Annotated in this window: 24 protein-coding genes and 1 riboswitch; of the genes, 22 read left to right on the plus strand and 2 right to left on the minus strand. The window is 53.5% G+C overall.

From position 1 onward, the window contains the following. Nucleotides 1-17 precede the first annotated feature (17 nt). From spoIIAA to A3EQ_RS0107165, 8 genes are all read left to right on the plus strand, one after another. Nucleotides 18-368, plus strand: coding sequence for an anti-sigma F factor antagonist (spoIIAA, locus tag A3EQ_RS0107105; protein WP_020154488.1), 351 nt, complete (start codon nucleotides 18-20; stop codon nucleotides 366-368). A 2-nt stretch (nucleotides 369-370) separates the two neighbouring features. After that, nucleotides 371-811: an anti-sigma F factor gene (gene spoIIAB, locus A3EQ_RS0107110; protein WP_026499808.1), complete on the plus strand. Its 441-nt coding sequence runs from the start codon at nucleotides 371-373 to the stop codon at nucleotides 809-811. Between the two features lie 12 nt (nucleotides 812-823). Then, complete coding sequence (gene sigF, locus A3EQ_RS0107115; protein ID WP_020154490.1) at nucleotides 824-1,582, plus strand: RNA polymerase sporulation sigma factor SigF; 759 nt, start codon at nucleotides 824-826, stop codon at nucleotides 1,580-1,582. Between the two features lie 675 nt (nucleotides 1,583-2,257). Beyond that, entirely contained in the window at nucleotides 2,258-3,730 is a 1,473-nt protein-coding gene (locus A3EQ_RS0107130; protein ID WP_020154493.1) for a spore germination protein, read from the plus strand. Nucleotides 3,731-4,329: 599 nt separating this feature from the next. Beyond that, nucleotides 4,330-4,689 carry a hypothetical protein gene (locus A3EQ_RS22455; protein WP_154652833.1) on the plus strand — a complete coding sequence of 120 codons (360 nt, stop codon included), beginning with the start codon at nucleotides 4,330-4,332 and terminating at the stop codon, nucleotides 4,687-4,689. A 13-nt stretch (nucleotides 4,690-4,702) separates the two neighbouring features. Continuing rightward, the gene (gene lysA, locus A3EQ_RS0107150; protein WP_020154497.1) at nucleotides 4,703-6,022 is read left to right on the plus strand and encodes a diaminopimelate decarboxylase; all 1,320 of its coding nucleotides are present in this window, start codon (nucleotides 4,703-4,705) and stop codon (nucleotides 6,020-6,022) included. Nucleotides 6,023-6,153: 131 nt separating this feature from the next. Further along, a complete protein-coding gene (locus A3EQ_RS22715) occupies nucleotides 6,154-6,366 on the plus strand; it encodes a hypothetical protein (RefSeq protein WP_169382658.1) in 213 nt (70 codons plus the stop codon). 75 nt (nucleotides 6,367-6,441) lie between these two features. Further along, nucleotides 6,442-6,837: a GNAT family N-acetyltransferase gene (locus A3EQ_RS0107165; protein WP_020154499.1), complete on the plus strand. Its 396-nt coding sequence runs from the start codon at nucleotides 6,442-6,444 to the stop codon at nucleotides 6,835-6,837. Between the two features lie 339 nt (nucleotides 6,838-7,176). Here the strand turns inward: A3EQ_RS0107165 and A3EQ_RS20765 are convergent, their stop codons facing one another. After that, nucleotides 7,177-7,638, minus strand: a complete 462-nt coding sequence (locus A3EQ_RS20765) for a DUF309 domain-containing protein (protein ID WP_020154501.1) — start codon at nucleotides 7,636-7,638, stop codon at nucleotides 7,177-7,179. Between the two features lie 97 nt (nucleotides 7,639-7,735). Here A3EQ_RS20765 and A3EQ_RS0107180 point away from each other — a divergent pair, with 97 nt between their 5' ends. The 14 genes from A3EQ_RS0107180 to A3EQ_RS0107260 all read left to right on the plus strand — a co-directional run bounded on the left by A3EQ_RS0107180 (nucleotide 7,736) and on the right by A3EQ_RS0107260 (nucleotide 22,050). Next, complete coding sequence (locus tag A3EQ_RS0107180; RefSeq protein ID WP_020154502.1) at nucleotides 7,736-8,482, plus strand: segregation/condensation protein A; 747 nt, start codon at nucleotides 7,736-7,738, stop codon at nucleotides 8,480-8,482. A 5-nt stretch (nucleotides 8,483-8,487) separates the two neighbouring features. Continuing rightward, nucleotides 8,488-9,060, plus strand: a complete 573-nt coding sequence (gene scpB, locus A3EQ_RS0107185; protein ID WP_026499809.1) for an SMC-Scp complex subunit ScpB — start codon at nucleotides 8,488-8,490, stop codon at nucleotides 9,058-9,060. Between the two features lie 268 nt (nucleotides 9,061-9,328). Further along, nucleotides 9,329-10,498: a D-alanyl-D-alanine carboxypeptidase family protein gene (locus A3EQ_RS0107195; RefSeq protein WP_020154505.1), complete on the plus strand. Its 1,170-nt coding sequence runs from the start codon at nucleotides 9,329-9,331 to the stop codon at nucleotides 10,496-10,498. Beyond that, nucleotides 10,491-11,081, plus strand: coding sequence for a nucleoside recognition domain-containing protein (locus tag A3EQ_RS0107200; RefSeq protein WP_020154506.1), 591 nt, complete (start codon nucleotides 10,491-10,493; stop codon nucleotides 11,079-11,081). The genes A3EQ_RS0107195 and A3EQ_RS0107200 overlap by 8 nt, the downstream gene beginning before the upstream one ends. A 34-nt stretch (nucleotides 11,082-11,115) precedes the next feature. Further along, nucleotides 11,116-11,652, plus strand: a complete 537-nt coding sequence (locus A3EQ_RS0107205) for a spore maturation protein (RefSeq protein WP_020154507.1) — start codon at nucleotides 11,116-11,118, stop codon at nucleotides 11,650-11,652. Nucleotides 11,653-11,983: 331 nt separating this feature from the next. Beyond that, entirely contained in the window at nucleotides 11,984-12,712 is a 729-nt protein-coding gene (locus A3EQ_RS0107215; RefSeq protein ID WP_020154509.1) for a pseudouridine synthase, read from the plus strand. 172 nt (nucleotides 12,713-12,884) lie between these two features. After that, entirely contained in the window at nucleotides 12,885-13,415 is a 531-nt protein-coding gene (gene resA, locus A3EQ_RS0107220) for a thiol-disulfide oxidoreductase ResA (protein ID WP_020154510.1), read from the plus strand. 12 nt (nucleotides 13,416-13,427) lie between these two features. Next, nucleotides 13,428-15,089 carry a cytochrome c biogenesis protein ResB gene (resB, locus tag A3EQ_RS0107225; RefSeq protein ID WP_020154511.1) on the plus strand — a complete coding sequence of 554 codons (1,662 nt, stop codon included), beginning with the start codon at nucleotides 13,428-13,430 and terminating at the stop codon, nucleotides 15,087-15,089. Next, complete coding sequence (gene ccsB / locus A3EQ_RS0107230; protein ID WP_020154512.1) at nucleotides 15,070-16,266, plus strand: c-type cytochrome biogenesis protein CcsB; 1,197 nt, start codon at nucleotides 15,070-15,072, stop codon at nucleotides 16,264-16,266. The genes resB and ccsB overlap by 20 nt, the downstream gene beginning before the upstream one ends. 72 nt (nucleotides 16,267-16,338) lie before the next feature. Continuing rightward, the gene (locus tag A3EQ_RS0107235; protein WP_020154513.1) at nucleotides 16,339-17,055 is read left to right on the plus strand and encodes a response regulator transcription factor; all 717 of its coding nucleotides are present in this window, start codon (nucleotides 16,339-16,341) and stop codon (nucleotides 17,053-17,055) included. Continuing rightward, nucleotides 17,052-18,818, plus strand: coding sequence for an ATP-binding protein (locus A3EQ_RS0107240; RefSeq protein ID WP_020154514.1), 1,767 nt, complete (start codon nucleotides 17,052-17,054; stop codon nucleotides 18,816-18,818). Before A3EQ_RS0107235 ends, A3EQ_RS0107240 begins: the two co-directional genes overlap by 4 nt. Nucleotides 18,819-19,013: 195 nt before the next feature. Further along, complete coding sequence (gene sigX / locus A3EQ_RS0107245) at nucleotides 19,014-19,544, plus strand: RNA polymerase sigma factor SigX (RefSeq protein ID WP_020154515.1); 531 nt, start codon at nucleotides 19,014-19,016, stop codon at nucleotides 19,542-19,544. After that, entirely contained in the window at nucleotides 19,541-20,731 is a 1,191-nt protein-coding gene (locus tag A3EQ_RS0107250; protein ID WP_020154516.1) for a hypothetical protein, read from the plus strand. Before sigX ends, A3EQ_RS0107250 begins: the two co-directional genes overlap by 4 nt. Before the next feature lie 438 nt (nucleotides 20,732-21,169). Continuing rightward, nucleotides 21,170-21,304, plus strand: a riboswitch (FMN riboswitch). Between the two features lie 161 nt (nucleotides 21,305-21,465). After that, on the plus strand, nucleotides 21,466-22,050 hold the full coding sequence (locus A3EQ_RS0107260; RefSeq protein WP_020154518.1) for an ECF transporter S component: 585 nt from the start codon (nucleotides 21,466-21,468) through the stop codon (nucleotides 22,048-22,050). Between the two features lie 616 nt (nucleotides 22,051-22,666). Here the strand turns inward: A3EQ_RS0107260 and A3EQ_RS0107270 are convergent. Next, nucleotides 22,667-22,915, minus strand: a complete 249-nt coding sequence (locus tag A3EQ_RS0107270; protein ID WP_020154520.1) for a ferredoxin — start codon at nucleotides 22,913-22,915, stop codon at nucleotides 22,667-22,669. Nucleotides 22,916-23,461: the final 546 nt, after the last annotated feature.

Genomic DNA, 23,461 nt, shown 5'->3' on the forward strand with positions numbered 1-23,461 from the left:
AAGGAGGCTGTTGTATAGTGAGTCTGTCCATCGATATGGAGATCAGGCAACATGTGCTGTGCGTCCGTTTGTCGGGCGAATTGGACCACCACACTTCGGAGCAAATGCGGGAAAAAATCGCGAAGGTCATCGAAGACAAAAACATCCGGCACCTCGTTTTGAATTTGGAAAAATTGACGTTTATGGACAGTTCCGGTCTCGGCGTCATATTGGGCAGATATAAACAGATCAAGCAGGCGGACGGTGAAATGGTCGTCTGTGCAATCTCCCCGACGATCGAGCGCCTGTTCCAAATCTCCGGCCTGTTCAAGATCATCCGGCTGGAACCAGGCGAAGAGAATGCGCTGAAAAGATTGGGGGTTGCCTGATGATGAACAACAGAATGCGGCTCGAATTTCCCGCCCTGAGCCAAAACGAATCCTTTGCCAGAATCACCGTCGCCGCGTTTGTGGCGCAGCTCGATCCCACGATGGATGAGATCAACGAGATTAAAACGGCGGTGTCCGAAGCGGTCACCAACGCGATCATTCACGGCTACGAAAACGATCCGGAAGGGATCATCACGATCGAGGCCGCCATCGAAGACCGTTCCGTGGAAATCGTCATCCGGGACCGGGGCGTCGGCATCGAAAATATTGAAGAAGCGAGACAGCCGCTGTTCACCACGAAACCGGAACTGGAACGTTCCGGCATGGGATTTACGATTATGGAAAATTTCGTCGATGAACTGGAAATCGTTTCAAAGCCGAACGAGGGAACGACCGTGCGCCTGAAAAAGCGCCTGGAAAAATCGAAGGCGCTGCGCAATTAAGGGGAAATGTCTATGGATGTGGATGTGAAAAACGGCGCAAATGCGCCGCAACTGAATGATGACGAGATTAAGGAGCTCATCCGGAAAAGCCAGGAGGGGGACCAGGACGCCCGCAACCGGATCGTCGAAAAAAATATGCGCCTCGTCTGGTCCGTTGTCCAACGCTTTTTGAACCGGGGGTATGACCCGGACGACCTTTTTCAGATCGGATGCATCGGTTTGCTGAAATCCGTAGACAAATTCGATTTGACCTATGACGTAAAATTTTCCACCTACGCGGTCCCGATGATCATCGGCGAGATCCAGCGGTTCATCCGGGATGACGGAACCGTGAAAGTCAGCAGGTCCCTGAAGGAGACGGGCAACAAGATCCGCCGGGCGAAGGATGAGCTTTCCAAGATCCACGGCCGTTCGCCGACCGTCAATGAATTGAGCGAATTTTTGCAGATCCCCGCCGAAGAGATTTTGCTCGCCCAGGAGGCCGGGCTGTCGCCGGCGTCGATCCATGAAACGGTGTATGAAAATGATGGCGACCCGATCACCCTGCTGGATCAAATTGCCGACCACGATGAAGGAAAATGGTTCGACCAGCTCGCCTTGAAAGAAGCGATTGAAGCCTTGGACGAAAGGGAAAAACTGATCGTCTACCTTCGTTATTACAAAGACCAGACCCAGTCCGAGGTGGCGGAAAGGCTCGGGATCTCCCAAGTCCAAGTCTCCAGGCTGGAAAAAAAGATTTTAAAACAGATGCGCGACCGGATGGAACTGTAGCCTTAAATTTTTTGCCGAATCCCAGGCGTATGCCGCCCCTCGGATGAGGACAGCGGAGGCGGAAGGAAGTTTTCGCTGAAGTCCGGGAAGCGGTGGTGAAGGGCGGCGCAAAGGTTTCTTGCGGAGGACGGCCTTCACCGGGAACCGGATTTTGATGAAGTCCAAGAATTTGTGAAAGATGCGGGCGCAAAGCTTCCATTTCCGGAAGCCTGTGTTCCTTTGGCTGGGGCAGGAGTTTACACAAACGGGAGGACTTGGTCCGGACTTTCCGCCGGGTTTCCGGGGGAGGCGATGAAAAATTTCCGGGAGACGCAAAAAAAGCGGCTGCCGCAAACATGGGAACAAAGCCGGTTTCCGGCTTGGTCACGCAAAATACGGATTGCCGCAAGCGGCGGCGCCGGTTTCAATCCCGTGACGGGCGGGGTTGGATAAGAATATCGCAGAACCGACCGTGCCAAAACAGCCGGTTAATTTTTTTGCCCTTTTTCCAATATTTTTCTTCATGGGATCCGGGAAAAGTCCCATACTAAATAAAAGCGGCGGTCCGAAAAGGACCGGGACGAAAAGGCCTTTGCCTTTCCGGGCGAAGGCGGGAATCCGGGGATCCGCCCGGCTGTTTCGCACGGAAAGGGATCTGCGGAATCCGTCCGATCGTAAACGGGAAGGGGTGGAAAGATGCCGCAAAAGGGAAACAAGCAGCCGATTCCGAAACGTTTGGACGCCGTGGAAGATTACATGAAGGAACGGATCGGGCTGCACGAGTCTTTCGATTTTGGCGTGCGGAAACTGGTGGTTTTGCACAAAAATGTACATATCTATTACACCAACGGATTGTGCGACACGAAAACGGTGATAGACACCCTCAGGGAAATCGTCCGCTTGAAAAATGGCGAAACCTTGTCCGCGAAAATTTCGGAAGCGATCAAGAACCGCATTCCCCATCAATCGGTGGAGACCGTCGAAACCCTGGATGAGGCGGTCGACCAAATCCTGTCCGGGTTGATCGCCCTCTTCGTGGAAAACGAAGGGAAGGGGATCGTGGTCGACACGCGCAAATATCCGGGCAGGCAGCCGGAGGAGCCGGATACGGAGAAAGTCGTCCGCGGTTCCCGGGACGGCTATGTGGAAAACATCGTCGTCAACACCGCCTTGACGAGGAGGAGGATCCGGGACGAACGGCTCCGTTTTGAAAATTATAAAGTCGGGGAACGTTCCAAAACCGACGTGGTCATCGGGTATTTGAAGGACGTGGCCAATCCCGAATTGGTGGCGATCATCCGCAAAGAAATCAAAGACATCCAAATCGACGGCATCACGATGGCGGACAAGACCGTGGAAGAATTTCTCGTCAAGCAAGGGTATAATCCTTTCCCGCTCGTCCGCTATACGGAACGGCCCGATGTGGCGGCCACCCATCTTTTGGAAGGGCATGTGTTAATTTTTGTGGACACGTCCCCGAGCGTCATCATCGCACCGACCACCTACTTCCATCATGTCCAGCATGCCGAGGAATACCGCGAATCCGCCAGCGTCGGGACCTTGATCCGCTGGGCGCGGTTTATCGGCATTCTCATCTCGGTTTTTTTGATTCCTTTATGGCTTTTGTTTGTATTGGAGCCGGATCTTTTGCCGAATTCGATCGATTACATCGGACCGGAGAAAAAATCCCATGTACCGGTGATCCTGCAAATTTTTCTCGCCGACTTGGGGATCGAGCTGCTGCGGATTGCCGCCATTCATACGCCGACCCCCTTGTCGACGGCCATGGGCATTATCGCCGCCGTTTTGATCGGGGAGATCGCGGTGGATGTGGGCCTGTTCATGTCGGAGGTCATCCTGTACGTTTCCTTGGCCGCGATCGGCACCTTTGCCACGCCCAGTTATGAGCTGAGCGTCGCCAACAAGATTGCCCGTCTGGTGCTCGCGCTGCTGGTGACGATATTCAAGGTTCCCGGCCTCGTCATCGGTTCGACCGTGCTCTTGATCTTTCTCGCTTCCATCCGTTCCTTGGACACCCCTTATTTGTGGCCGTTTATTCCCTTTAATCCAAGGGCTTTCATGCAGATTTTGTTCCGCCGTTCGGTCCCCGGGTCGAAGATCCGGCCGGACATCGTCCGTCCCCGCAACCGTTACAAACAGCCGGTTTGAAGAAACCAACACGGCTTCTGCATTGGACTTCTGTGGAAATGCAACCGTTATAAACAGCCGGTTTGAAGAAGGGCTGCGCCGGCAGAGTTTTCGAAATCCCGGTTCGCTTTAAAAACCGGGATTTTTTCCCGGCTTTCATCTCCGGAAAATCATCATCAGCTTCCGCCGGATGGGAGCATCCGAAAAACGGGCCGAAGGTTCGGCGGAAAAAGGTTCAGGGGCTGCAGGCCAGGCGAATCCATCCGGTGTCCGGCGGAAAAATCGGCCGTTGCATTCATCGGGCCGTCCGTTCCAGCCCCGCCAGGATTGAAAAACGGATCAGGTGTCAATCCGCCCCGGATGCGATGTTGGACGTTTTTCCCGCGATGATGGATATTTTTTCAGTGATGACGGTCATTTTTTCTCCCATGCCGGACAAACTTTTTTCCATGTTGAACAAAAATGTTAAAATGATGAACCGATCGTTAAAAATATCGGACAGTCCGATCCGATGTGGGACAATTTCTTTATGTTGTTGAACAATCCGGCCGAAATGTCGGACCATCCGTCCGGAAAGCCGAAATGAATGTGGAACGTTTTACCCGGGATATTGGACGAACTTGATCTTCAATCGAACGTTTGACAAAAAAGTCGGACATTTTTCCTTCGATGTTGAACCATCCGATCCGAAAGAAAAGAAACATGTTGGACATTCCGGTCCGGGAAAAATGAATGCCGGACATTCCTTCGCCATGCCGGCCAATCAGCCGCCAATCAGCCGCCGATGCCGGCCGGCTTCGCGTTCAGCCTCCCGGGCGGTTTCGTTTTCCGCCTATTCCAAGATTGGCAAACGGCGGAATAAGGGGAAAATTTTTCCGGGTGCGGGAGCAAATCGCGGTGCACGCGTCCCGCCGTATAAACCGGCATTGCATCCTGTCCCAACTTGTGATAAGTTTTTCTTAATGACTGTCTGGAAGTAGGAGTCGATGTGTGATGCGATTTTACGGCACCATGCGCGTAAATGCACGCGGCCATTTGGAAATCGGGGGTGTGGATTCGGTCGATTTGGCGAAAAGGTTCGGGACCCCCTTATACGTCTATGATGTGGAACTCATCCGGAACAGGGCGAAAAGCTTTTTGAAGGCTTTTCGCACGATGGGAGTGGAAGGCCAGGTTTCCTATGCGAGCAAAGCCTTTTCCAGCATCGCCATTTTGCAGCTGGTCCATCAGGAAGGCTTGGGCATTGACGTGGTTTCCGGGGGCGAACTGTATACCGCGATGAAGGCCGGCTTTCCCCCCGAAAAAATTCATTTTCACGGAAACAACAAAAGCCCGGAAGAAATCCGGATGGCTTTGGACTATCAAATCGGCTGTTTCGTCGTGGACAATTTTTATGAATTGGAACTGCTTCACCGCCTGTGCGAAGAAAGATCCCGGAAGGTGAACATCCAGATCCGGATCTCCCCGGGAATTGAAGCCCATACCCACCACTACATCATCACCGGGCAGGAAGATTCCAAGTTCGGCTTTGATCTGGGAAGCGGCCAGGCGGAGGAAGCGTTGAAAAGGGCGCTGTCTTTGCCCTTGTACAACGTGCAGGGATTCCATTTCCATATCGGTTCCCAAATATTCGATACCAAGGCCTACCGGCTGGCCGTCAAAAAGATTTATCAGCATCTCGCCCGTTGGAAGGAAAAATATGCCTATGAACCTGCGGTTTTAAACCTGGGCGGCGGTTTCGGCATCCGTTATACCCAGGATGATCATCCCCTGCCGGTGGAAAAATACGTCGAGGCCATCGTCGGCGAAGTGAAGAAGGAAGTGGAGGAAAGGGGCCTGTCTTTTCCGAAGATTTGGCTGGAACCGGGCAGGTCGATCGTCGGGGACGCCGGCGTGACGCTGTATTCCGTCGGTTCGATGAAGGAGGTTCCGAATATCCGCCGGTATGTGGCGGTGGACGGGGGAATGAGCGACAATATCCGCCCGGCTTTGTACGAGGCCAAATACGAGGCGGTAGTCGCCAACCGGGTATTGGAACCCCGCGACCGCGTCGTTTCCATCGCCGGGAAATGCTGCGAATCCGGGGATATGCTCATCTGGGACTTGCCCGTCCCCGATCTTCAAAGCGGAGACATTCTGGCCGTCTTTTCCACGGGAGCCTACGGTTATTCCATGGCCAGCAATTATAACCGGCTTCCGCGCCCGGCGGTCGTTTTCGTCGAAAATGGCGAGGCGCGGCTGGTCGTCAAGCGGGAAACGTACGAGGATCTTGTGAAAAACGACCTGCCTCTGACCGCGTATACGAATATTTAAAATGATGGCGGGTGCGAAAGGGAAGCGGCGGAAACAGCGCCCGAATGCGGGACGGCCGCCGGACCGGGCGTTCGCCCGGCTGCGGAAGACCGCACAATTCGGCGCAAAACAAAGGAAGCAATGGGGATTAAATGGGACTTAAGCCAGCCGGCACCGCCCTTTTATCGCACACCGGGATAGCTCTCGCTCCGGGCGGCTGGCGCTCCTTCCTTTTTATCGTAAAATTTCATGTTTCCATGCGGGGTGGATGCGGGACAATGAGAAGGAAAAATATCCTGTTGTTTTTGCTGATCCTGGTCATCGCGCTGGCTTGGGGAATTTATTACTGGCTGTTCCTTGTCTAGAATGTTCTTGATTCCCCGGTTAAATATTGTTAAAAATAGTTGTAGTAACAATTATTTAACTAATGAGGGGTTATGATGCTGATACGTTTTAAAAAAGGTTTTGAAAAGATCGCCATGGGTTTGTTATCGCTCATGCCGACGGAAAAAGACATCAAAAAGCTGCAGGAAACGATAAAAATTTACGAAACGGACGATCGCTGGCATTTATTTTTGTGGAAGGAAGCGGAGGATATCGTCGGACTGATCGGCGTATGCAAAACGGACGACAAGACGTTGGAAATCAGGCATATTTCGGTAAATCCTTCCTTCCGTTCCCAGGGAATCGGTAAAAACATGGTCAGATCTTTAAAAGCGATGTACCCCGAATTGGAATTGAAGGCGAACGAGATCACGGACCCGTTTTTCCAACGGTGCCAAAAGGATGAGGAGAAGGCGGACGGAACCGAAAAGGATGGGGAGACAAGCGGCTGAGAAAAGCCGCTTTTTTTGATCCTTCTTCCCTTTTTCGGCTATGCCGGAAGGAAGCCGCCTTTCCCGGCAGCAAGCGGAGCGTGGCCTTGCGATTCGCGGACGGCCGGAAGCGGGCGGGGCGTGCCTTCCCATGGGCGGGACCCCGCGCCGGACGGCATGCCTTTCGCATTCAACGGAAGCCGCATTGCTTCCGTTATCGGCAGGCACCAGGCGGCGGACAAGCCATCTGAATCCGCGAAAACCCGGCACGTACCCTTTCCGGATGGGCAGAAACCAGCGGCGGGCCGTTCTTCTTTGCCGCCCGCGGGGCACCGGCGGCGCAGCGGGCAAAGCACCTTTTCATTTCCTTGGTGCTTCTCCCTCGCCGGTTTTCCGGACGCCGCCGGCCGGCTCCCGCTCCCCTTCCTCCCTTTCCCGCTTCCGGGCATATTCCACGTATTCCCGGCGGACGCCCGGATCGGTCAAAGGGAGATCGACGTCTTGATAGGGCCGCCCTTTTCGGATGTTTTCCCGTGTTTGCTCCAGCAGGGACAAAAATTTTCCGCTGTCGAAGCCCAGCCTTTTCAGGGCCTCCTCCTCACCGGAGAGGCGGAAAAGGGATTTTTCGATCAATTTGCCGGCCCCTTTCCCATTCCCCCGGCGATAATGGTGAAGGGCCGCCGCCACCTGAATGAGCCCGACCCATATGCCGTTTTTTCTTCCTTCGCTTTTCCAATGATTTTCGAGAATTTCATGACATTCGTAATAATCCCTTCGCCGGTGAAACTGGAATAAGTATTCGAGATAAGCACGGGGAACCATGGGGGCCTCCTTTGCCTGTTTCGATTTTTGTTTGCCACGGGGCGCAAATTTTTTATACTTAGTATTAGTTTAACAAAAAATCGTGAACGGTGATCCTATGCAAATGAACGTAAAGACGGCCGGTTTTGAAGGTCCGCTGGATCTCTTGCTCCATTTGATCAAACAATTGGAGATCGATATCTACGATATCCCGATGGCGGAAATCACCGAGCAGTATTTGTTATATATCCATACGATGCAGGAACTGCAGCTGGACGTGGCCAGCGAATACTTGGTCATGGCGGCCACGCTGATCGCCATCAAAAGCAAAATGCTGCTGCCGAAACATGAGGAACCGTTGGAAGACGACGGGTTTTCGATAGAATATGAGGAAGATCCCCGGGAACCGTTGGTGGAAATGCTGATCGAGTACCGGAAATATAAGGAAGCCTCCGAAGCGTTGAAAGAAATGGGGGAAAACCGGGCGCTCATGTATACGAAACCGCCCAGCGACCTGTCCGAATACCGGACGGCGGAACGCCCCCTGGATCCTTCAAACCGTCCGACGATTTACGACATGCTGGGAGCCTTTCATAAATTGCTGCGGCGGAAGCAGCTGCAGAAGCCGTTGAAGACGAAAATCGCCAGGCAGGAATATTCCATTGAAAAACGGATGGAGGAAATCGAAGGTTTTTTGAGGGAAAAGAAAGGATGGACTAATTTTTACGATCTCTTTCCCGAATATGACAAGGAATATTTGATCGTCACCTTTTTGGCGATCTTGGAGCTGATGAAACAAAACCGCATTTTCGTAAAACAAGACGGCATTTTTGCCGACATCTGGCTGACGGTAAATGAGGGGTAATGGACATGGACATCGTGAACTGGAAAGGAATCATGGAAAGCTTGCTCTTCGCCAGCGGGGATGAAGGACTTTCGGTAAAAGAACTCGCGAAAATCATGGATATCGACGAATGGAAGGCCCGGGAAATCCTTGAGGACCTGCGGAAGGATTACGAAGAAGATCCGAACCGGGGCATCGCCCTGATCGAAGTGGCCGGAAGTTTTAAACTGGCCACGAAAAAAGAGAACGCCGTTTATTTGAAAAGGATGGTGGAAACTCCTTCATCCACGTCACTGTCCCAGGCGGCCCTGGAGACGTTGACGATCATCGCCTATAAACAGCCGATCACCCGGGCGGAAATCGAGGAGATCCGCGGGGTGAAAACGGAAAGGCCGCTACAGACCCTCTTGGCGAAGGGCTTAATTCAGGAAGTCGGGCGGAAGGAGGGGGCCGGACGTCCCATCTTATACGGGACGACGGAGGAATTTCTCGATTATTTCGGATTAAAGGATTTAAAAGAACTGCCCCCCCTGCCCGATGAAGGGGATGTCGCCCCGGATGAGGAGGATTTGTTCGCCCTCCGTTTCGAAGAAGATTGAGCATTTTGGCACCGGCTGGTTTCAGCCGGTGTTTTTTGCGTGCACCCGGAAAAGCCCAGCCGGCGGTTTCCGCAGGCCGCCCGCAAAAAATCGGAATCCGTCCGGACCGGCGAACCGGAAGGCCGTCCGTGCCGCAGAACACCCGATGGGGACAGCGCGTCTTTGCCGCGCGGCACGGAGGAACCGGCGGCCGTCCGGTTCGCCTGAACTGTCATAACTCCGGCGCTTCCGCATAAACTTGTACAAAACCTTAAAGGAGAAAACGGACATGGCTTTTCCGGGATTGCGCTATTTGCTCCTCCTTCTTCTTTTTTTCTTCGCCGGTTCCCTTCTTCCGGACGAAGCGCGGGCCGCGCGGGCGATCGACGATTCCGACATCCGGTCCCCCTGTGCCGTGATCATCGACCAAAAGACGGGGCGCATTTTTTTTGAAAAAAACGCCCATGAAAAAAGGCCGATCGCCAGCATCACGAAGATCATGACGGCCATCCTCGCGATCGAATCGGGAAAACTGGACGAGTGGGCGCCCGTAAGCGGACGGGCGGTCCATACGGAAGGCTCCTCCATTTATTTAAAGGAAGGGGAAAAGGTGCGCCTCATCGATCTCGTCTACGGCTTGATGCTCCGCTCCGGGAACGATGCGGCCGTAGCCATCGCCGAGCATGTCGGCGGGAGCGTCGAGGGCTTCGTTTATATGATGAATGAGAAGGCGGCCCTTCTGGGAATGGCGGATACCCATTTTGCCAACCCCCATGGACTCGATGAGAAAAATCATTATTCGACGGCTTACGATATGGCCCTTTTGATGAAGTACGCCATGGAAAACGAAACCTTCCGCAAAATTTCCGGGACGAAGGTCTATCTGGCGGAAAGCCGCGGGAAGGAGGAGTACCGGGTGTTCCGGAACAAAAACCGCCTGTTGACGGAACTCTACCCGAATGCCACCGGAGGGAAGACCGGCTATACGAAACAGGCGAAACGGACGCTGGTCTCCAGCGCGGAGAAAAACGGGCTCGATCTGATCGCCGTTACCTTGAATTCCCCTTCCCAAGACGACTGGCAAGATCACATCACCCTTTATGAGCGGGTGTTTGATTCCTACCGGATGACGAACATCCTTCCGGAGGGCACCATAAAGGCGGTCCGGCTCCCTTTTTACAAGAACCGCGTCTACCTTGCGGAAGGATTCGCCTATCCGCTGGCGAAGGAAGAAAGGCGTTCGGTCAGCGTCCGCTACCGGATGCTGAAACCGAAAAGGGAATGGGGAAAAAGGGGCGGGGATGCCCCTCCGATCGTCGGGAAGGCGGAAATTTATTTGAATGGGGAAAAGATTCGCACCATGCCGATCTATCTGAAAGCAAAAAAGGATGAAGGGAATTTTTTTCAGCGTTTCCAGCGCATATTCGCCAGGATTGCCGGGGTCAGCGGACATGATTAATCTCATATGGGTCGCACTGACCGTGATCGGTCTGTTGTTTGCCGCGATGAACGGGAAAATGGAAGAAGTGAACGGAGCGATTTTGAAAGGCGCCCAGGAAGCGGTCACGTTATGCATCGGGCTGATCAGCGTCCTCGTATTTTGGCTCGGCCTGATGCGGATCGCCCAGGAATCCGGTTTATTGCAGTCCCTGACCGGGCTTTTCCGCCCGCTGGCGAAGCGGCTGTTTCCCGAGGTTCCCGAGGGCCATCCGGCGATGGGATATATCCTTTCCAACATGATCGCCAACATGTTCGGGCTCGGCAACGCCGCGACGCCCATGGGCATCAAGGCGATGGAAGAGCTGCAAAAATTGAACGAGGACAAGAAAACGGCAAGCCGTTCGATGGTCACTTTCCTGGCCCTCAACACTTCCGGCTTGACCCTCGTGCCGACGATGGTATTGTCGATCCGCATGAGCTACCGGTCTTCGTCTCCGGCGGAAATTGTCATCCCCACCTTCTTGACGACGGTTTGCGCGACAATTGCCGCCATCCTCATTGACAGGTATTTTTACTTCCGCAGACAACGAAGAAAAAAATAGGGTTCCGGATTGGAAAACGAAAGGGGGAAAGGCGATGGAATTTTTGTCTCTCGTCTCGATGTGGATCGTTCCCGCAACGATCGGCTTGATCCTGCTTCACGGCACCTGGAAAAAGGTGCCTACCTATGAGTCCTTTGTAGAGGGGGGGAAGGAAGGGATCCGGATCGCCGTATCGATCATCCCCTTTTTGGTCGGCATGCTCGTCTCCATTTCCATTTTCCGGGCATCGGGGGCCATGGAGTTTTTTGTGGAAAGCTGCAAGCCTTTCTTCTCGGCCTTCGGCATCCCGGCGGAGGTATTGCCCCAGGCCCTCTTGCGCCCCGTTTCCGGCACGGCGGCCCTGGCGATCATGAGCGACCTCATCGCCACCTACGGTCCGGATTCCTTCATCGGCCGCCTGGCCTCAGTCATCCAGGGGAGCACCGATACGACCTTTTATGTGCTGACCGTCTATTTCGGAGCGGTCGGGATCAAAAAGATGGGCGATGCGCTGAAGGTGGGCCTGCTTGCGGACGCCGTCGGCATTTTCGCCAGCATCCTCATCGTCATCCTCTTTTTCGGAACGGGTTGAAGGGAGAAGCGGAGGGATTGGCTGAACGGGCCGTTTTCGCCGGCAAAAGGAAGCCGGTCCGCTTCCTGATCCATTCGGCCCGGTTCCGCCCGGCGGACGGGGTTTTTTCCGGGGGCCAAGCTACGGCCGGGCACATCATCCAATATCCAATAGCGGACGGAAAACGGGGAAACGCCCGTTTTTTTTCATTTTCTCCGGAAAAATCCCTTCGGCCCTACCCTTTGTTTTTCCTCGGGATGCCGAAATGAATACGAACGTTTTGAGATATTTGCCGATTTATGTCATAATTTTTGCAGGAATCTAGTTGTTACTTCAAAGGAGGGTGCAGGCTTTGGAAAGGCTGCAAAAAGTCATCGCCCGTGCCGGAATCGCTTCGCGACGAAAGGCCGAGCAGCTGATCACGGACGGAAAAGTGAAAGTGAACGGAGAAGTCGTGCGGACCTTGGGCGTCAAGGTTTCCGAAGAGGATAAAATCGAAGTGAACGGGATCCCGCTGGAAAGGGAAGAACCGGTTTACTATCTGCTTTACAAGCCGCGGGGAGTGATCTCTTCCGTCAGCGACGACAAGGGAAGAAAAACGGTGGTCGATCTCATTTTGGAAAACGACAAGCGGATTTTTCCCGTGGGAAGGCTGGATTACGATACATCGGGGCTTTTGTTGCTGACCAATGACGGCGAATGGGCAAACCTTTTGATGCACCCGCGCTATCAGATTGAAAAGACTTACATCGCCAAAGTGAAGGGGATACCGTCCCGCGCGGCGTTAAGGGATTTGGAAAGGGGAGTCATCCTCGAAGACGGGCCGACCGCTCCCGCCAAAGCGAAGCTTGTGTCGGGCAACCGGGAAAAAAATACGGCCATTGTCGAACTGACCATCCACGAAGGAAGGAACCGGCAGGTCAAGAGGATGTTCGAGAAAATCGGCCACCCGGTCGTCAAATTGAAACGGGAAAGATTTGCCTTTCTGACCTTGGACGGGTTAAACGCCGGCGATTACCGCCCCCTCACCCCTCACGAAGTGAAGAAGCTGCGGGTCCTTGCCTTGACGGGGGAATATTGAGGGCGCAGACGGAACGGCAGCCGGTGCTCCGCCTTCACGGCCCTTGCCGGGGAGGGTGGGCGCCGTAAAAAAATCTTTAAATAACTTTCACACAAACGTCAAAAAAGTTTTCGGCAAGGTGACACGATTAATGGTATAATTTACAAAACTGTGTCATGCTTGGGAGGAAGGGATGACATTGACAAAAAAGAAACGATTTGTGATCCGTTCCGTTATTTTGGCCCTGTTGGCGCTGGCGGTTGCTTATACATTGTACGCGAATTTAAAAGGGGACAGGGACCTGGTGCGGGAAGGGGATCCCGCCCCGGACTTCGTGTTGAAGGACTTGAACGGGAACAGCTACCGCTTGTCCGATTACCGGGGAAAAGGGGTTTTTCTCAATTTTTGGGGCACCTACTGCAAGCCCTGCAAAAAGGAGATGCCTTATATCGACCGGGCCTATCGGAAGTATAAGGACCGGGGGGTCGAGGTGATCGCCGTCAACGTAGGCGAGACGGACATGACCATCCAAAACTTTGTCGACAAATACGGCTTGTCCTTTCCCGTAGTCGTCGATCGGGAAGGGGAAGTTCAGGACGCCTACGATATTTTTCCGCTTCCGGCCACTTTCCTCATTGACGCGGACGGGAAAATCGTTAAATACTATGAAGGGGAATTAACGGAGGATTTGGTTGAGCAATTTATGGAAAGAGTAAAACCGTAAGGAGAATTCGGCATGAATCAGGTGAAATGCGAATGCGGCCACGTGAATCCGCCGGGAACGATCCTGTGCGAATCGTGCGGGAAGATCCTCGTCGAGTCGGAAGAGAAAAAGAAAGTCCTGGATATGCGCTACGAAGGCACGGCAAGAAGGTCGCAAACCTACAACCGGACGTTGGTGGACAAAATCTGGAATTTTTTCTCCTCCGTGAAGGTCGCCGTGGCCATCATCGTCGTGACGCTGATCGCTTCTGCCATCGGGACGTTTTTGCCCCAGAAGTCGACGCTTCCTCTTTCCGTATCGGTGAAAGAATATTATGAAAGCGAATACGGATTCGTCGGCCGCTTGTTTTACGCCCTGGGGTTCCACAACCTGTACGGCTCCTGGTGGTATATGCTGTTGATCGCCCTGATCGGGGTGTCCCTCGTCATTTGCAGCTTGGACAGGGTTGTCCCCCTGTACAAGGCGTTGAAAAAACAGCGGGTCACCCGCCATGCGGGGTTTTTGAAGCGGCAACGGCTGTTTTCCTCCGGCGGGGACATCAAGGAACTGGATGCCCATTATGAACTGCTGAAGGAGCGGCTGAGGAAAAGGCATTACAAGGTCCTGGAAGAAAACGGGAACCTGATGGCGGAAAAGGGACGTTTTTCCCGTTGGGGCCCCTACGTCAACCATCTCGGATTGATCATCTTTTTGATCGGGGTCATGCTGCGTTTCGTGCCCGGCATGTACGTGGACGAAAGCTTAACGATCAAAGAAGGGGAAACGAAGGCCATCCCCGGGACGAACAAGCAATATTATCTGAAAAACCACGCATTCATCGTGGAGACTTACGATCCGGAAAAGGACAAGGCTTTTGAAAAAACGCTGAAAGAAAGGGGCCCGATCGTAAAAAACTACCAAACCAACGTCACCCTGTATAAGGCCGAAAGCCCCGCCGTCGCCGGCGAACAGCCGAAGTTGGAAAAAGTGAAGGATTATCAGATCCGGGTAAACCAGCCTTTAAAATTTGACCATTATTCCGTCTACCAATCGGGGTTTTTGCTGAACGAGATAAGCGCCATGACCTTCGCCCTTGCCGACAAGAAGACCGGAAAGGAGTTCGGCACCTTCCGGGTGGATTTGGAGCGGCCGCAAAAGAAGTATGACCTGCAGGAAGGATACTCGGTGGAAATCCTCAGCTATTTCCCCGATTTCGTAATGGGAGAGGACGGGGAACCGACCAGCAAATCGCAGAAGCCCAACAACCCCGCCTTCGTGTTCAAGATGGTCGCGCCGGACAAACCCGACGGGGAGATCAGCTTTGTCGCGATCCAGCAAAACCTCGAACCTGACGGGAACAATCAATATCAAATCAAGTTCAAATCCGTGGAAACGGTCAACTATTCCGGACTGACGGTCCGGAAGGATCACACCCTATGGATTCTGGCCGTCGGCGGACTGATCTTCATGATCGGCGTGATCCAAGGCTCCTACTGGAACCACCGCCGGATCTGGATCCAACGCGTCAACTCGGAGGTTTGGATCAGCGCCCATACGAACAAAAACTGGTTCAGCCTGCAAAAGGAAATCGCCCGGATACTGGAAGGCATCCGTTTGCCCGTGCCGCAGGACCAGTTGAAGGATGGGAATAAGCGAAACTTGGAGGGAGTTCTCGATGGCACAGTTGAGCAGTAATCTTCTTTTCGCCGCCTTTGTCGTTTACTTGATCGCCATTGGTTTTTTCGGCGGCTCCATCCGGCAGAAAAAGGGCCTGGAAGACCAATATCAGGAACAAAAAGGGAATGTGAGCGGCAATATCGCCATCGGTTTGACGATCTTGGGTTTTCTCCTGCAGATCGGATATTTTATCACGCGATGGATCGCTTCCGGCCATGCGCCCGTCAGCAACATGTTTGAATTTGTAACCTTTTTCAGCATCATGTTCGTCGGCGCCTTTATCATCATTTATTATCTCTACCGGTCGGCCACCCTCGGGCTCTTCACCCTGTCCATCGCCCTATTGATTATCGCCTACGGAAGCATGTTCCCGCGGGACATCACCCCGCTGATCCCGGCCCTGCAAAGCCACTGGCTCGTCATTCACGTCATGACGGCGGCCGCGGGGGAAGGAATCCTGGCGATCAGCTTTATTTCCGGACTCATTTATTTGATCAAAATGGTGGACCAGGAAAAACGGTCAAGAAAAACCGCCTGGCTGGAGCTGGTCCTCTATTTCCTCGTCGTCGTCCTCGGGTATGTCCTGATTTCCGGCGTATTTCAGGGAACGGGGTATAAGGCGGAATTTGAATGGATTGACAAAAACGGGCAAACCGCCGTCCAGGAATACCACCTTCCGGCGCTCGTCGGCCCGAACGGCTGGCAGCTGCAGACGGAGGGCCGGATGGAACCTTTCGCCGAACTTCCGCCGATTTTGAACGCGAAGAAGGTCAACACCGTCTTATGGTCGTTCATTGCCGGCACCGTCCTTTACCTGTTGATCCGGCTCATCGCCAGGAAGCGGATCGGGGAGATTTTGCACCCCTTGACGAAAAAAATGAACGGGGATTTGCTCGATGAAATCAGTTATCGTTCCGTCCTCATCGGATTTCCCGTATTTTCCCTCGGCGCCCTCGTCTTTGCCATGATCTGGGCGCAGATCGCCTGGTCGAGATTCTGGGGCTGGGATCCGAAGGAAGTCTGGGCCCTCATCACCTGGCTGTTTTACGCCGCCTTCCTCCATTTGCGGATCTCCCGGGGCTGGCACGGGGAAAAATCCGCCTGGCTGGCGGTGATCGGTTTCGCCATCATCATGTTCAACCTGGTGTTCGTCAATCTGGTCATTGCCGGGCTGCACAGCTATGCGGCACCATGAGAAAACGCTTCGCGAGAGGTTGCAGCCTTAACATAAATATTTATGGAACGATGAATCGGGAGGTTCATTCGCATGGATAAAGAAGTGAAAATATTAGTGGTGGATGACGAGGAAAGGATTCGCAGGCTGTTGAAAATGTACCTGGAGCGGGAAAATTACCTCATCGATGAAGCGGCGGACGGAAATACCGCCCTGAAGAAGGCGCTGGAAAACAATTACGACCTGATTTTGCTCGATCTCATGCTTCCCGGAAAGGACGGCATCGAGGTCTGCAAGGAATTGCGGGAAAAGAAGGCGACGCCCGTCATCATGCTCACGGCCAAAGGGGAAGAAGCCAACCGGGTGCAGGGCTTTGAAGTGGGGACCGATGATTACATCGTCAAGCCCTTCAGCCCCCGGGAAGTGGTCCTCCGCGTCAAGGCCCTGCTCCGGAGGGCGAGCACGACCAGCTATTTGCAAACCGATACGTCCGCCAAGGATGTGTTGGTCTATCCCCATTTGACCATTGACAACGACGCCCACCGGGTGCTGGCCGACGGGGTGGAAGTCAGCCTGACCCCGAAGGAATACGATCTGCTCTACTTCTTGGCCAAAACTCCGGACAAGGTGTTCGACCGGGAACAGCTGTTAAAAGAAGTGTGGCATTATGAATTTTTCGGCGATCTCCGGACCGTCGACACCCATGTGAAGCGTCTGCGGGAAAAATTGAGCAAGGTTTCCGAGGATGCCGCCAAAATGATCGTCACCGTCTGGGGCGTAGGCTACAAGTTTGAGGTCGTGAATGAATGATCTGGAAAAGCGTTGTCGGCAAGCTTTGGGCGACCATTCTCCTGCTCGTCGCCTGCGTCCTCTTCATATTGACCATCCTGCTGATGCAATTTTTCCGGAACTACATTTTGGACGAAATGACCGGCCAATTGATGAGCACCGCGTCCAAAATCGCGGTGATGCTGAAGCATAACGAGGATACGCGGACCGGTTTGGACGTGGCCTGGGAACTGATCAGCGAAGAAACGAAGGTCGTGGTCGTAACCGATGACAACCGGGTCTACTATTCGCCGAACCAAAGGGGAGAAAAGCTGTCCCCGTCCTATTTCCGGAACGATCCGGACTTTTCCGAAGTGTTTTCCGAAGGGGAAACGGTGCAGAAACGCATCCGTCTGCCGGAGGAAGGGGACGCCGGAAGGGACGGCGAGGAGGTTCTGGTCATCGGCAAGCCTTTGAACGAGGGAAACGGGAAAAAGGGCGCCGTGTTCGTCTACCAGTCGCTTGCGGTCATGAAGGAAACGAGCCGGGCCACGACCCGACTGATCTTCTTGGCCGCTGTCATCGCCTTTATCATGACGACCGTTTTTGCCTTTTTCCTGTCGACCCGAATCACTTCCCCATTAAGGAAGATGCGGGTTGCCGCCTTTGAAGTGGCCAGGGGAAAATTCGACACCAAGGTTCCGAAACTGACCAACGATGAAATCGGGGAATTGGCCACCGCCTTCAACCAGATGCGCAAAAAACTGAAGATCAACATGCATGCCCTGAATCAGGAGAAGGAACAATTGGCGGGGATATTGAAAAGCATGGCGGACGGCGTGATCACCTTCAGCAAGGACGGAACGATCCTTCTGACCAATCCCCCCGCCGAGTCCTTCCTCCAGCTCTGGTATTACGAACAGGGGGGCGATGATCTGCAGCAGCTGCCGCCTGCCCTCGTGGATCTGTTCGCCAAAGCGGTGGAGACGGAGCAGGAACAGGTCGGGGAAGTTTCCTTCCAGGGGCGGTATTGGACGGTGATCGTCAGCCCCCTGTACACTGAAGGAAATATCCGCGGCGCGGTGGCCGTCCTCCGGGACATGACGAGGGAAAAGAAGCTGGATAAGCTGCGAAACGACTTCGTCGCCAACGTCTCCCACGAATTGCGCACGCCTATCGCGATGTTGCAGGGTTACAGCGAGGCGCTGATCGACGACGTGGTGACCACGGAAGAGGAGAGAAAGGAATTTATCAAAGTCATCAACGAAGAATCGGAACGGATGGGCAGGCTCGTCAACGAACTTTTGGACTTGGCGAGGATGCAGTCGGACCAGTTCCAATTGAAAATCGAGCAGGTTCCCATCAAGCCGTTCTGCAACCGGGTCATCAAAAAATTCGCCGGGCTGGCGAGGGAAAAGAATATCTCCCTGGAATCCCGCATCGAGTCCGGCGACGAATCTTTTCCCTTCGATCCCGACAGGATGGAACAGGTGCTGACCAATCTGATCGACAACGCCCTCCGCCATACGCCGGAAGGCGGAAGGGTGGAAATCCGCCAAGGGATCCGGGATGACAAACTGTGGCTGGAAGTGTCCGACAACGGATCCGGGATCCCGGAGGAAGACCTCCCCTTCGTCTTCGAACGTTTTTACAAGGCGGACAAGGCAAGGACGCGGGGAAGGTCCGGGACGGGCCTCGGCCTGGCCATCGTAAAGAACATCGTGGACGCCCACCGGGGAACGATCGAAGTGAAGAGCAAAATCGGCCAAGGTACGACTTTTACGGTGATGATCCCGCGAAAATGATCGGATCCGCTGGTTTTTTCCCGTTTTTTCTTGTTCCACGGGAAACCCGGCCCGACGTGAAAGGAGACGGGGAATTTTGCCTCCCGGGCAAAATTCTTTGCCGATCTCCTTTCTTTTTTTTCCGCGACCATCTATAGTAAAATTGTAACTTTTTATTCGCTCCTGCCGACCAATAGATAGCACGGGGAGGATCTTATGGACTCCGTATTTCATGAAATATACAAAAACTACCATCAGGATGTCTTCCAATTTCTTTTTTATTTGGTAAAGGACAGGGAACTTGCGGAAGACTTGATGCAGGAAGTTTATATAAGGGTTTTGAAATCCTACGGGAATTTTGAAGGGAAAAGCAGCGTGAAAACGTGGCTCCTGTCGATCGCCAGGAACGTGGCCATCGATCATTTTCGCAAGGAGAAAAACTGGAAAAAAAGGATTTTTTCCCGGTTCGATTGGAAAGAAAACCAATTGCGGGACGTTCAGCCCCTTCCCGAAGATACGGCGATCATGAATGAGAAGGCGAAGCTGCTTTACCGGTGCCTGGACCTATGTACGGTGGATCAGAAAGCCGTTTTGATCAGCCGGTATATTTACGATCTGTCGATCAAGGAAACGGCGGAGGTTTTGGGCTGGAGCGAAAGCAAGGTGAAAACGACCCAGCACCGGGCCTTGAAGGCGTTGAAACGGGAAATGGAATCGGTCTTAAACAAGGAGGTGGGGGACGAATGAAGGACAGAAGGCTGAATGAGCAGGACATCATCGAAGGATTCCGGCATTTGCCTCCCATTCATGACCGCCGGGATGCGGAAGAAATTTACCGGAAGGTCATGGCGGGCATGGAACAGGAAAAAGCGAAGAAGAAGCGAAGGGTTTTCCTGCCTTCCTTTGCGGCGGCCGCGGCCTTGTCCTTCGCGACGGTCCTCGGATTGTACCTGGCCGGCGGCGGACATCTCCACATGCCCGGAAAAGACGCCGGAAAATTGGAAATCTACTCGGAAAGCCAAGACGCCCCGGCGCAAGAGGAAAGCGAAAGGGGACTCCTTTCGCGCGAGGGCGCGGATACGGCCAACATCCAAAAGGGGGAAAACGTTCCGAAAAAATCCTTGTTGTTTTCCGATGACTTGGACGACGGCGGACAGTTCGTCACGCTGGCCATTCCGGACCCGCAATTCCAAAATATGATCCCGGTCACCTTCCTCGTAAAAGGCGGGGAAGGGGAAAATTGGCTCCAGCAATATACGGAGATGATGAACGAAGTCCATGAAGAAGATCTGGGCCTTGGGGAATATTATCCCTATCGCGGAAAACTGTCCTTCGAAGAGGGGGACGGGGGGATCCGGCTGATGTTGAGCGGGGAAGAGGCCGCGCAGATCTCTTCCGGGACGATCGGGGAGGAAATGCTGAAGAAAAGCTTTGAGGTGTTGCGCTATTTAAATCTCCGCAAAGTCACATTTTATACGGACGGCAAGAAAGAGATTTTTCTCCCCCATACGGGTTGGATCGAAGGGTACGACATCCCGCAGACGCCGAGATACGGCTATTTCCTTTATAAAACGGAAAACTTCACTTATTTGACGCCCGGCCCCAATGCCTATTCGACCGTCAAGGAAGCCCTCAAGGAGATGAAAAAGCGGATCGAGACCCATCTGTTGGCCCCGTCCATTCCGGAACCGTACACGGTTTCGGCGGAGGACCGGGGAGGCGGCCGGCTGGAAGTCCGTTTCCGGGAGGCGGTGACCCTTCCGAACGATGAAGCCGCGATGCGGATGATCGAGGCGATCTTGCTTACGGCCAAAGATTTCGGATACAAGGAAGTGCTGTTCCAAAACGTGAAGAACGACGCGGTGGGGGATTACCGTTTGCAGGAGCCGCTTGCGGTCCCGCTCGCCCCGAACATCGTCGCCGAAATGCGCTGATCCTGACGGAAAGGGGGCCTTTTGCCCGGCGTGCCGATCGTCATGCGGGGACCGCGGGATTCCTCCCTTCCTTGGATGATTCCTTCGGCGCCTTTTCGGCGGATTCCCTTTCGCCCGGTAGACGATCCCGGGCTCTTTTTTTTCCCGGATGGCGTTCAAAAACCAGGAAAAAACAGCGAAAAACGGGAAGGGAGCGCTTCGCCGCAGGCCGCCTCCCGCGGCGCCCTGCTGCCCGCGGGGAAACAGGCATGGAATCAGCTGCCGTCATTTGCGGAAGCGAAAACGTCCGGAAAACGGGGAGCGGCGGCCGAAAACATATTGGCAGGGAAAGTCCCTTTATAGAAGCCGGACGGTTTCCGGAACTGGTTTTCGAGCCAAATCATTTGCTTTTCCTGCAATTTCCGTTATAATAGTAACTGTAAAACTGAAAATCGGATGATTCATCTTCGGGGCAGGGTGAAATTCCCGACCGGCGGTGATAGGACGCAAGGTCCTTAAGCCCGCGAGCCTTTATGGCAGGATTTGGTGAGATTCCAAAGCCGACAGTTACAGTCTGGATGGGAGAAGATGAAGGTTTCGTTCCTCGTGCGTTCAATAAGGCTTATTGAACGTGTACTTTCCTATTGCCTTCGATTCTCCCTCAAGAACGGTTCTTGAGGGATTTTCTTTTGGCGAAAAGGAGGCGAGACCTTCTTCTTGTCGTGAGATGAATCACGGAAAACAGGAGGAAGGACATGGAAAAAAGGAATGTGAAAAGGTTTGCCGCCATCGGCATGCTAAGTGCGCTTTCCTACGTACTGATGCTGCTCAATTTCCCGCTGCCGCCCTTTCCCAAATATTTGCAGGTGGATTTTAGCGACATTCCCGCCCTCATCGCCGCCATCGTCATGGGTCCGATGGCGGGGGTGGCCGTCGAGCTCGTCAAAAATGTATTGGACATGATCACGACGGGCAGCGAAACCGGCGTGCCGGTCGGACACTTCGCCAATTTCGTCGCGGGGGTCGTCTTCATTTTGCCGGTCTATGCCATTTATATCCGGCTGAAAAACAAAAAGGGAATGGCGATCGCCCTCATCGCCGGGACCGTCACGATGGCCCTTGTCATGAGCGTCATGAACTATTTTATTCTTCTTCCCCTCTATGTCATGTTCATGAACTTCCCGGCTTTAAGCGGCCCGGAGGCGCTGGAACTGGTCGTCACGGCCATCTTCCCGTTCAACGTGGTGAAAGGGCTGATGATTACCGCGCTTTTTATGCTCATTTTTGCAAAAATCCAGGATTGGCTGCTGAAGCAGCAGCGGGCGTTTAAAAAGGCATGAAAAAGAAAAACGAATATTGGCCCGGCAATGGCCGATATTCGTTTTTAATTTTTTTCGAATTTTTGCCGATAAAAAGAGGGCGGGGCTTCCGGATTGCCGGCTGAAAACGGGGAAATCCGGTCCCAAAAGCGGAGCCGGCCCGGAAAAAGGGAACGGAAGGAACCCGGTCCGCGAAGAAGAGGAGAGAAAAGGCTACGCTTACGTATGTGTAAATTTTTTTCGGTTCAGGATCGATCCAATAAGCAAAAAAGAGGAGGCTTCCTACAATATAAGTTCCGCTCGTGGCCCGGCACGGGTCCATATCGGTATGAGGGCTCCTGAAATACCGATCCAATAACCGCCCCGAGAAGATCTTAACCCATACTTCTCTTCCGGTACCGTCGAACGGAAGGAGCGCCGTCTCCTTAAAAAGGGCGGGCAGAGGGCATAGGCCGGGAGGCACCCGGCGGGCCGGCCGGAATTTTGCGGTTCCCTGTTTTCGGGAAAGCATGGATTGGTTCGCCCGTTCCCCTTGCGGACGGCGCTTGTCCGGTTCCCGCGGTTTCGGGCGTCTGCCCCGCTTTTTACGGCAAGCCTTTTCCGAAAAAAACTCCGGCTTTCCGCCGGAGAGGGGTCATTATTCGAATTTGTTCGGATCGCCGTCAAAAGGTTCGTCGGCGACGCGAATGGATTCGGTGGGGCAGCCTTCGTATGCGTCCATCATATCATCGATGAGTTCTTCCGGTACTTCCACGACCCCTTGATTGTCATCCAATATGCAATAGGCGATGCCTTCGTCGTCGTAATCATAAAGGTCGGGAGCGGTGGCTCCGCATGCCCCGCAGGCGATGCATGTATCTTTATCCACAATCGTATATTTTGGCATAGAAAACCCTCCGTTATTTGGCAAAAAATATATGCGAACCAAATGGATCTTGTAAAGGGTACAACATCATTGTAAAACTCATGTTTCAACTTTTCAATAGAAATGCATGCGAAAAGGAAAACTGTTTTGCGGAAAACGGGACTTGAAAACATAAAAATAAAAAGCCGTTTTGTCCCCGTTCCGTCGGAAACCGGGGCTTTTGGCGGGCCGGACCAAAAGAATTCAAAGCCGTTTGGTTCCCATTTCGTCGGAAGCCGGGCGATAAGTCTTCGGAGACGGATGCCGGATCCCTGCACAAGGGGAAGGTCCCGGGCGAAATCGGGCCCAAGGCAAACTTTCCGGACGGAGCGCGGATTTTTGAACGGGGCGCCGGCTTCCCAAAGTGTGCGCCGGCACCGGCAAGCCTCTTTTTCTTCGGGGGATCGCGAAACCCGTTTTATTGTATACTATGATTAACGGAGGTATACGATCGGAAGGAACCCCGAAGGAAAAATGGGGATTCATCGGGCGTTTTCCGATTTTGCGGCCGGTACATGCCCGCGGGGA

It is taken from the genome of Caldibacillus debilis DSM 16016, assembly GCF_000383875.1.
Lineage (GTDB): Bacteria > Bacillota > Bacilli > Bacillales > Caldibacillaceae > Caldibacillus > Caldibacillus debilis.

Excerpts from the sequence above, each read along its gene's own strand:
- A3EQ_RS0107260 (WP_020154518.1), top strand. The coding sequence starts at position 21,466 with ATGGAAAAAAGGAATGTGAAAAGGTTTGCCGCCATCGGCATGCTAAGT.
- A3EQ_RS0107270 (WP_020154520.1), bottom strand. The coding sequence starts at position 22,915 with ATGCCAAAATATACGATTGTGGATAAAGATACATGCATCGCCTGCGGG.
- A3EQ_RS0107200 (WP_020154506.1), top strand. The coding sequence starts at position 10,491 with ATGATTAATCTCATATGGGTCGCACTGACCGTGATCGGTCTGTTGTTT.
- ccsB (WP_020154512.1), top strand. The coding sequence starts at position 15,070 with ATGGCACAGTTGAGCAGTAATCTTCTTTTCGCCGCCTTTGTCGTTTAC.
- A3EQ_RS20765 (WP_020154501.1), bottom strand. The coding sequence starts at position 7,638 with ATGGTTCCCCGTGCTTATCTCGAATACTTATTCCAGTTTCACCGGCGA.
- resA (WP_020154510.1), top strand. The coding sequence starts at position 12,885 with ATGACATTGACAAAAAAGAAACGATTTGTGATCCGTTCCGTTATTTTG.
- sigF (WP_020154490.1), top strand. The coding sequence starts at position 824 with ATGGATGTGGATGTGAAAAACGGCGCAAATGCGCCGCAACTGAATGAT.
- A3EQ_RS0107250 (WP_020154516.1), top strand. The coding sequence starts at position 19,541 with ATGAAGGACAGAAGGCTGAATGAGCAGGACATCATCGAAGGATTCCGG.
- A3EQ_RS0107180 (WP_020154502.1), top strand. The coding sequence starts at position 7,736 with ATGCAAATGAACGTAAAGACGGCCGGTTTTGAAGGTCCGCTGGATCTC.
- A3EQ_RS22715 (WP_169382658.1), top strand. The coding sequence starts at position 6,154 with ATGGGACTTAAGCCAGCCGGCACCGCCCTTTTATCGCACACCGGGATA.
- sigX (WP_020154515.1), top strand. The coding sequence starts at position 19,014 with ATGGACTCCGTATTTCATGAAATATACAAAAACTACCATCAGGATGTC.
- A3EQ_RS0107235 (WP_020154513.1), top strand. The coding sequence starts at position 16,339 with ATGGATAAAGAAGTGAAAATATTAGTGGTGGATGACGAGGAAAGGATT.
- A3EQ_RS0107165 (WP_020154499.1), top strand. The coding sequence starts at position 6,442 with ATGCTGATACGTTTTAAAAAAGGTTTTGAAAAGATCGCCATGGGTTTG.
- resB (WP_020154511.1), top strand. The coding sequence starts at position 13,428 with ATGAATCAGGTGAAATGCGAATGCGGCCACGTGAATCCGCCGGGAACG.
- scpB (WP_026499809.1), top strand. The coding sequence starts at position 8,488 with ATGGACATCGTGAACTGGAAAGGAATCATGGAAAGCTTGCTCTTCGCC.
- lysA (WP_020154497.1), top strand. The coding sequence starts at position 4,703 with ATGCGATTTTACGGCACCATGCGCGTAAATGCACGCGGCCATTTGGAA.
- A3EQ_RS0107195 (WP_020154505.1), top strand. The coding sequence starts at position 9,329 with ATGGCTTTTCCGGGATTGCGCTATTTGCTCCTCCTTCTTCTTTTTTTC.
- spoIIAB (WP_026499808.1), top strand. The coding sequence starts at position 371 with ATGAACAACAGAATGCGGCTCGAATTTCCCGCCCTGAGCCAAAACGAA.
- A3EQ_RS0107130 (WP_020154493.1), top strand. The coding sequence starts at position 2,258 with ATGCCGCAAAAGGGAAACAAGCAGCCGATTCCGAAACGTTTGGACGCC.
- A3EQ_RS0107205 (WP_020154507.1), top strand. The coding sequence starts at position 11,116 with ATGGAATTTTTGTCTCTCGTCTCGATGTGGATCGTTCCCGCAACGATC.
- A3EQ_RS0107240 (WP_020154514.1), top strand. The coding sequence starts at position 17,052 with ATGATCTGGAAAAGCGTTGTCGGCAAGCTTTGGGCGACCATTCTCCTG.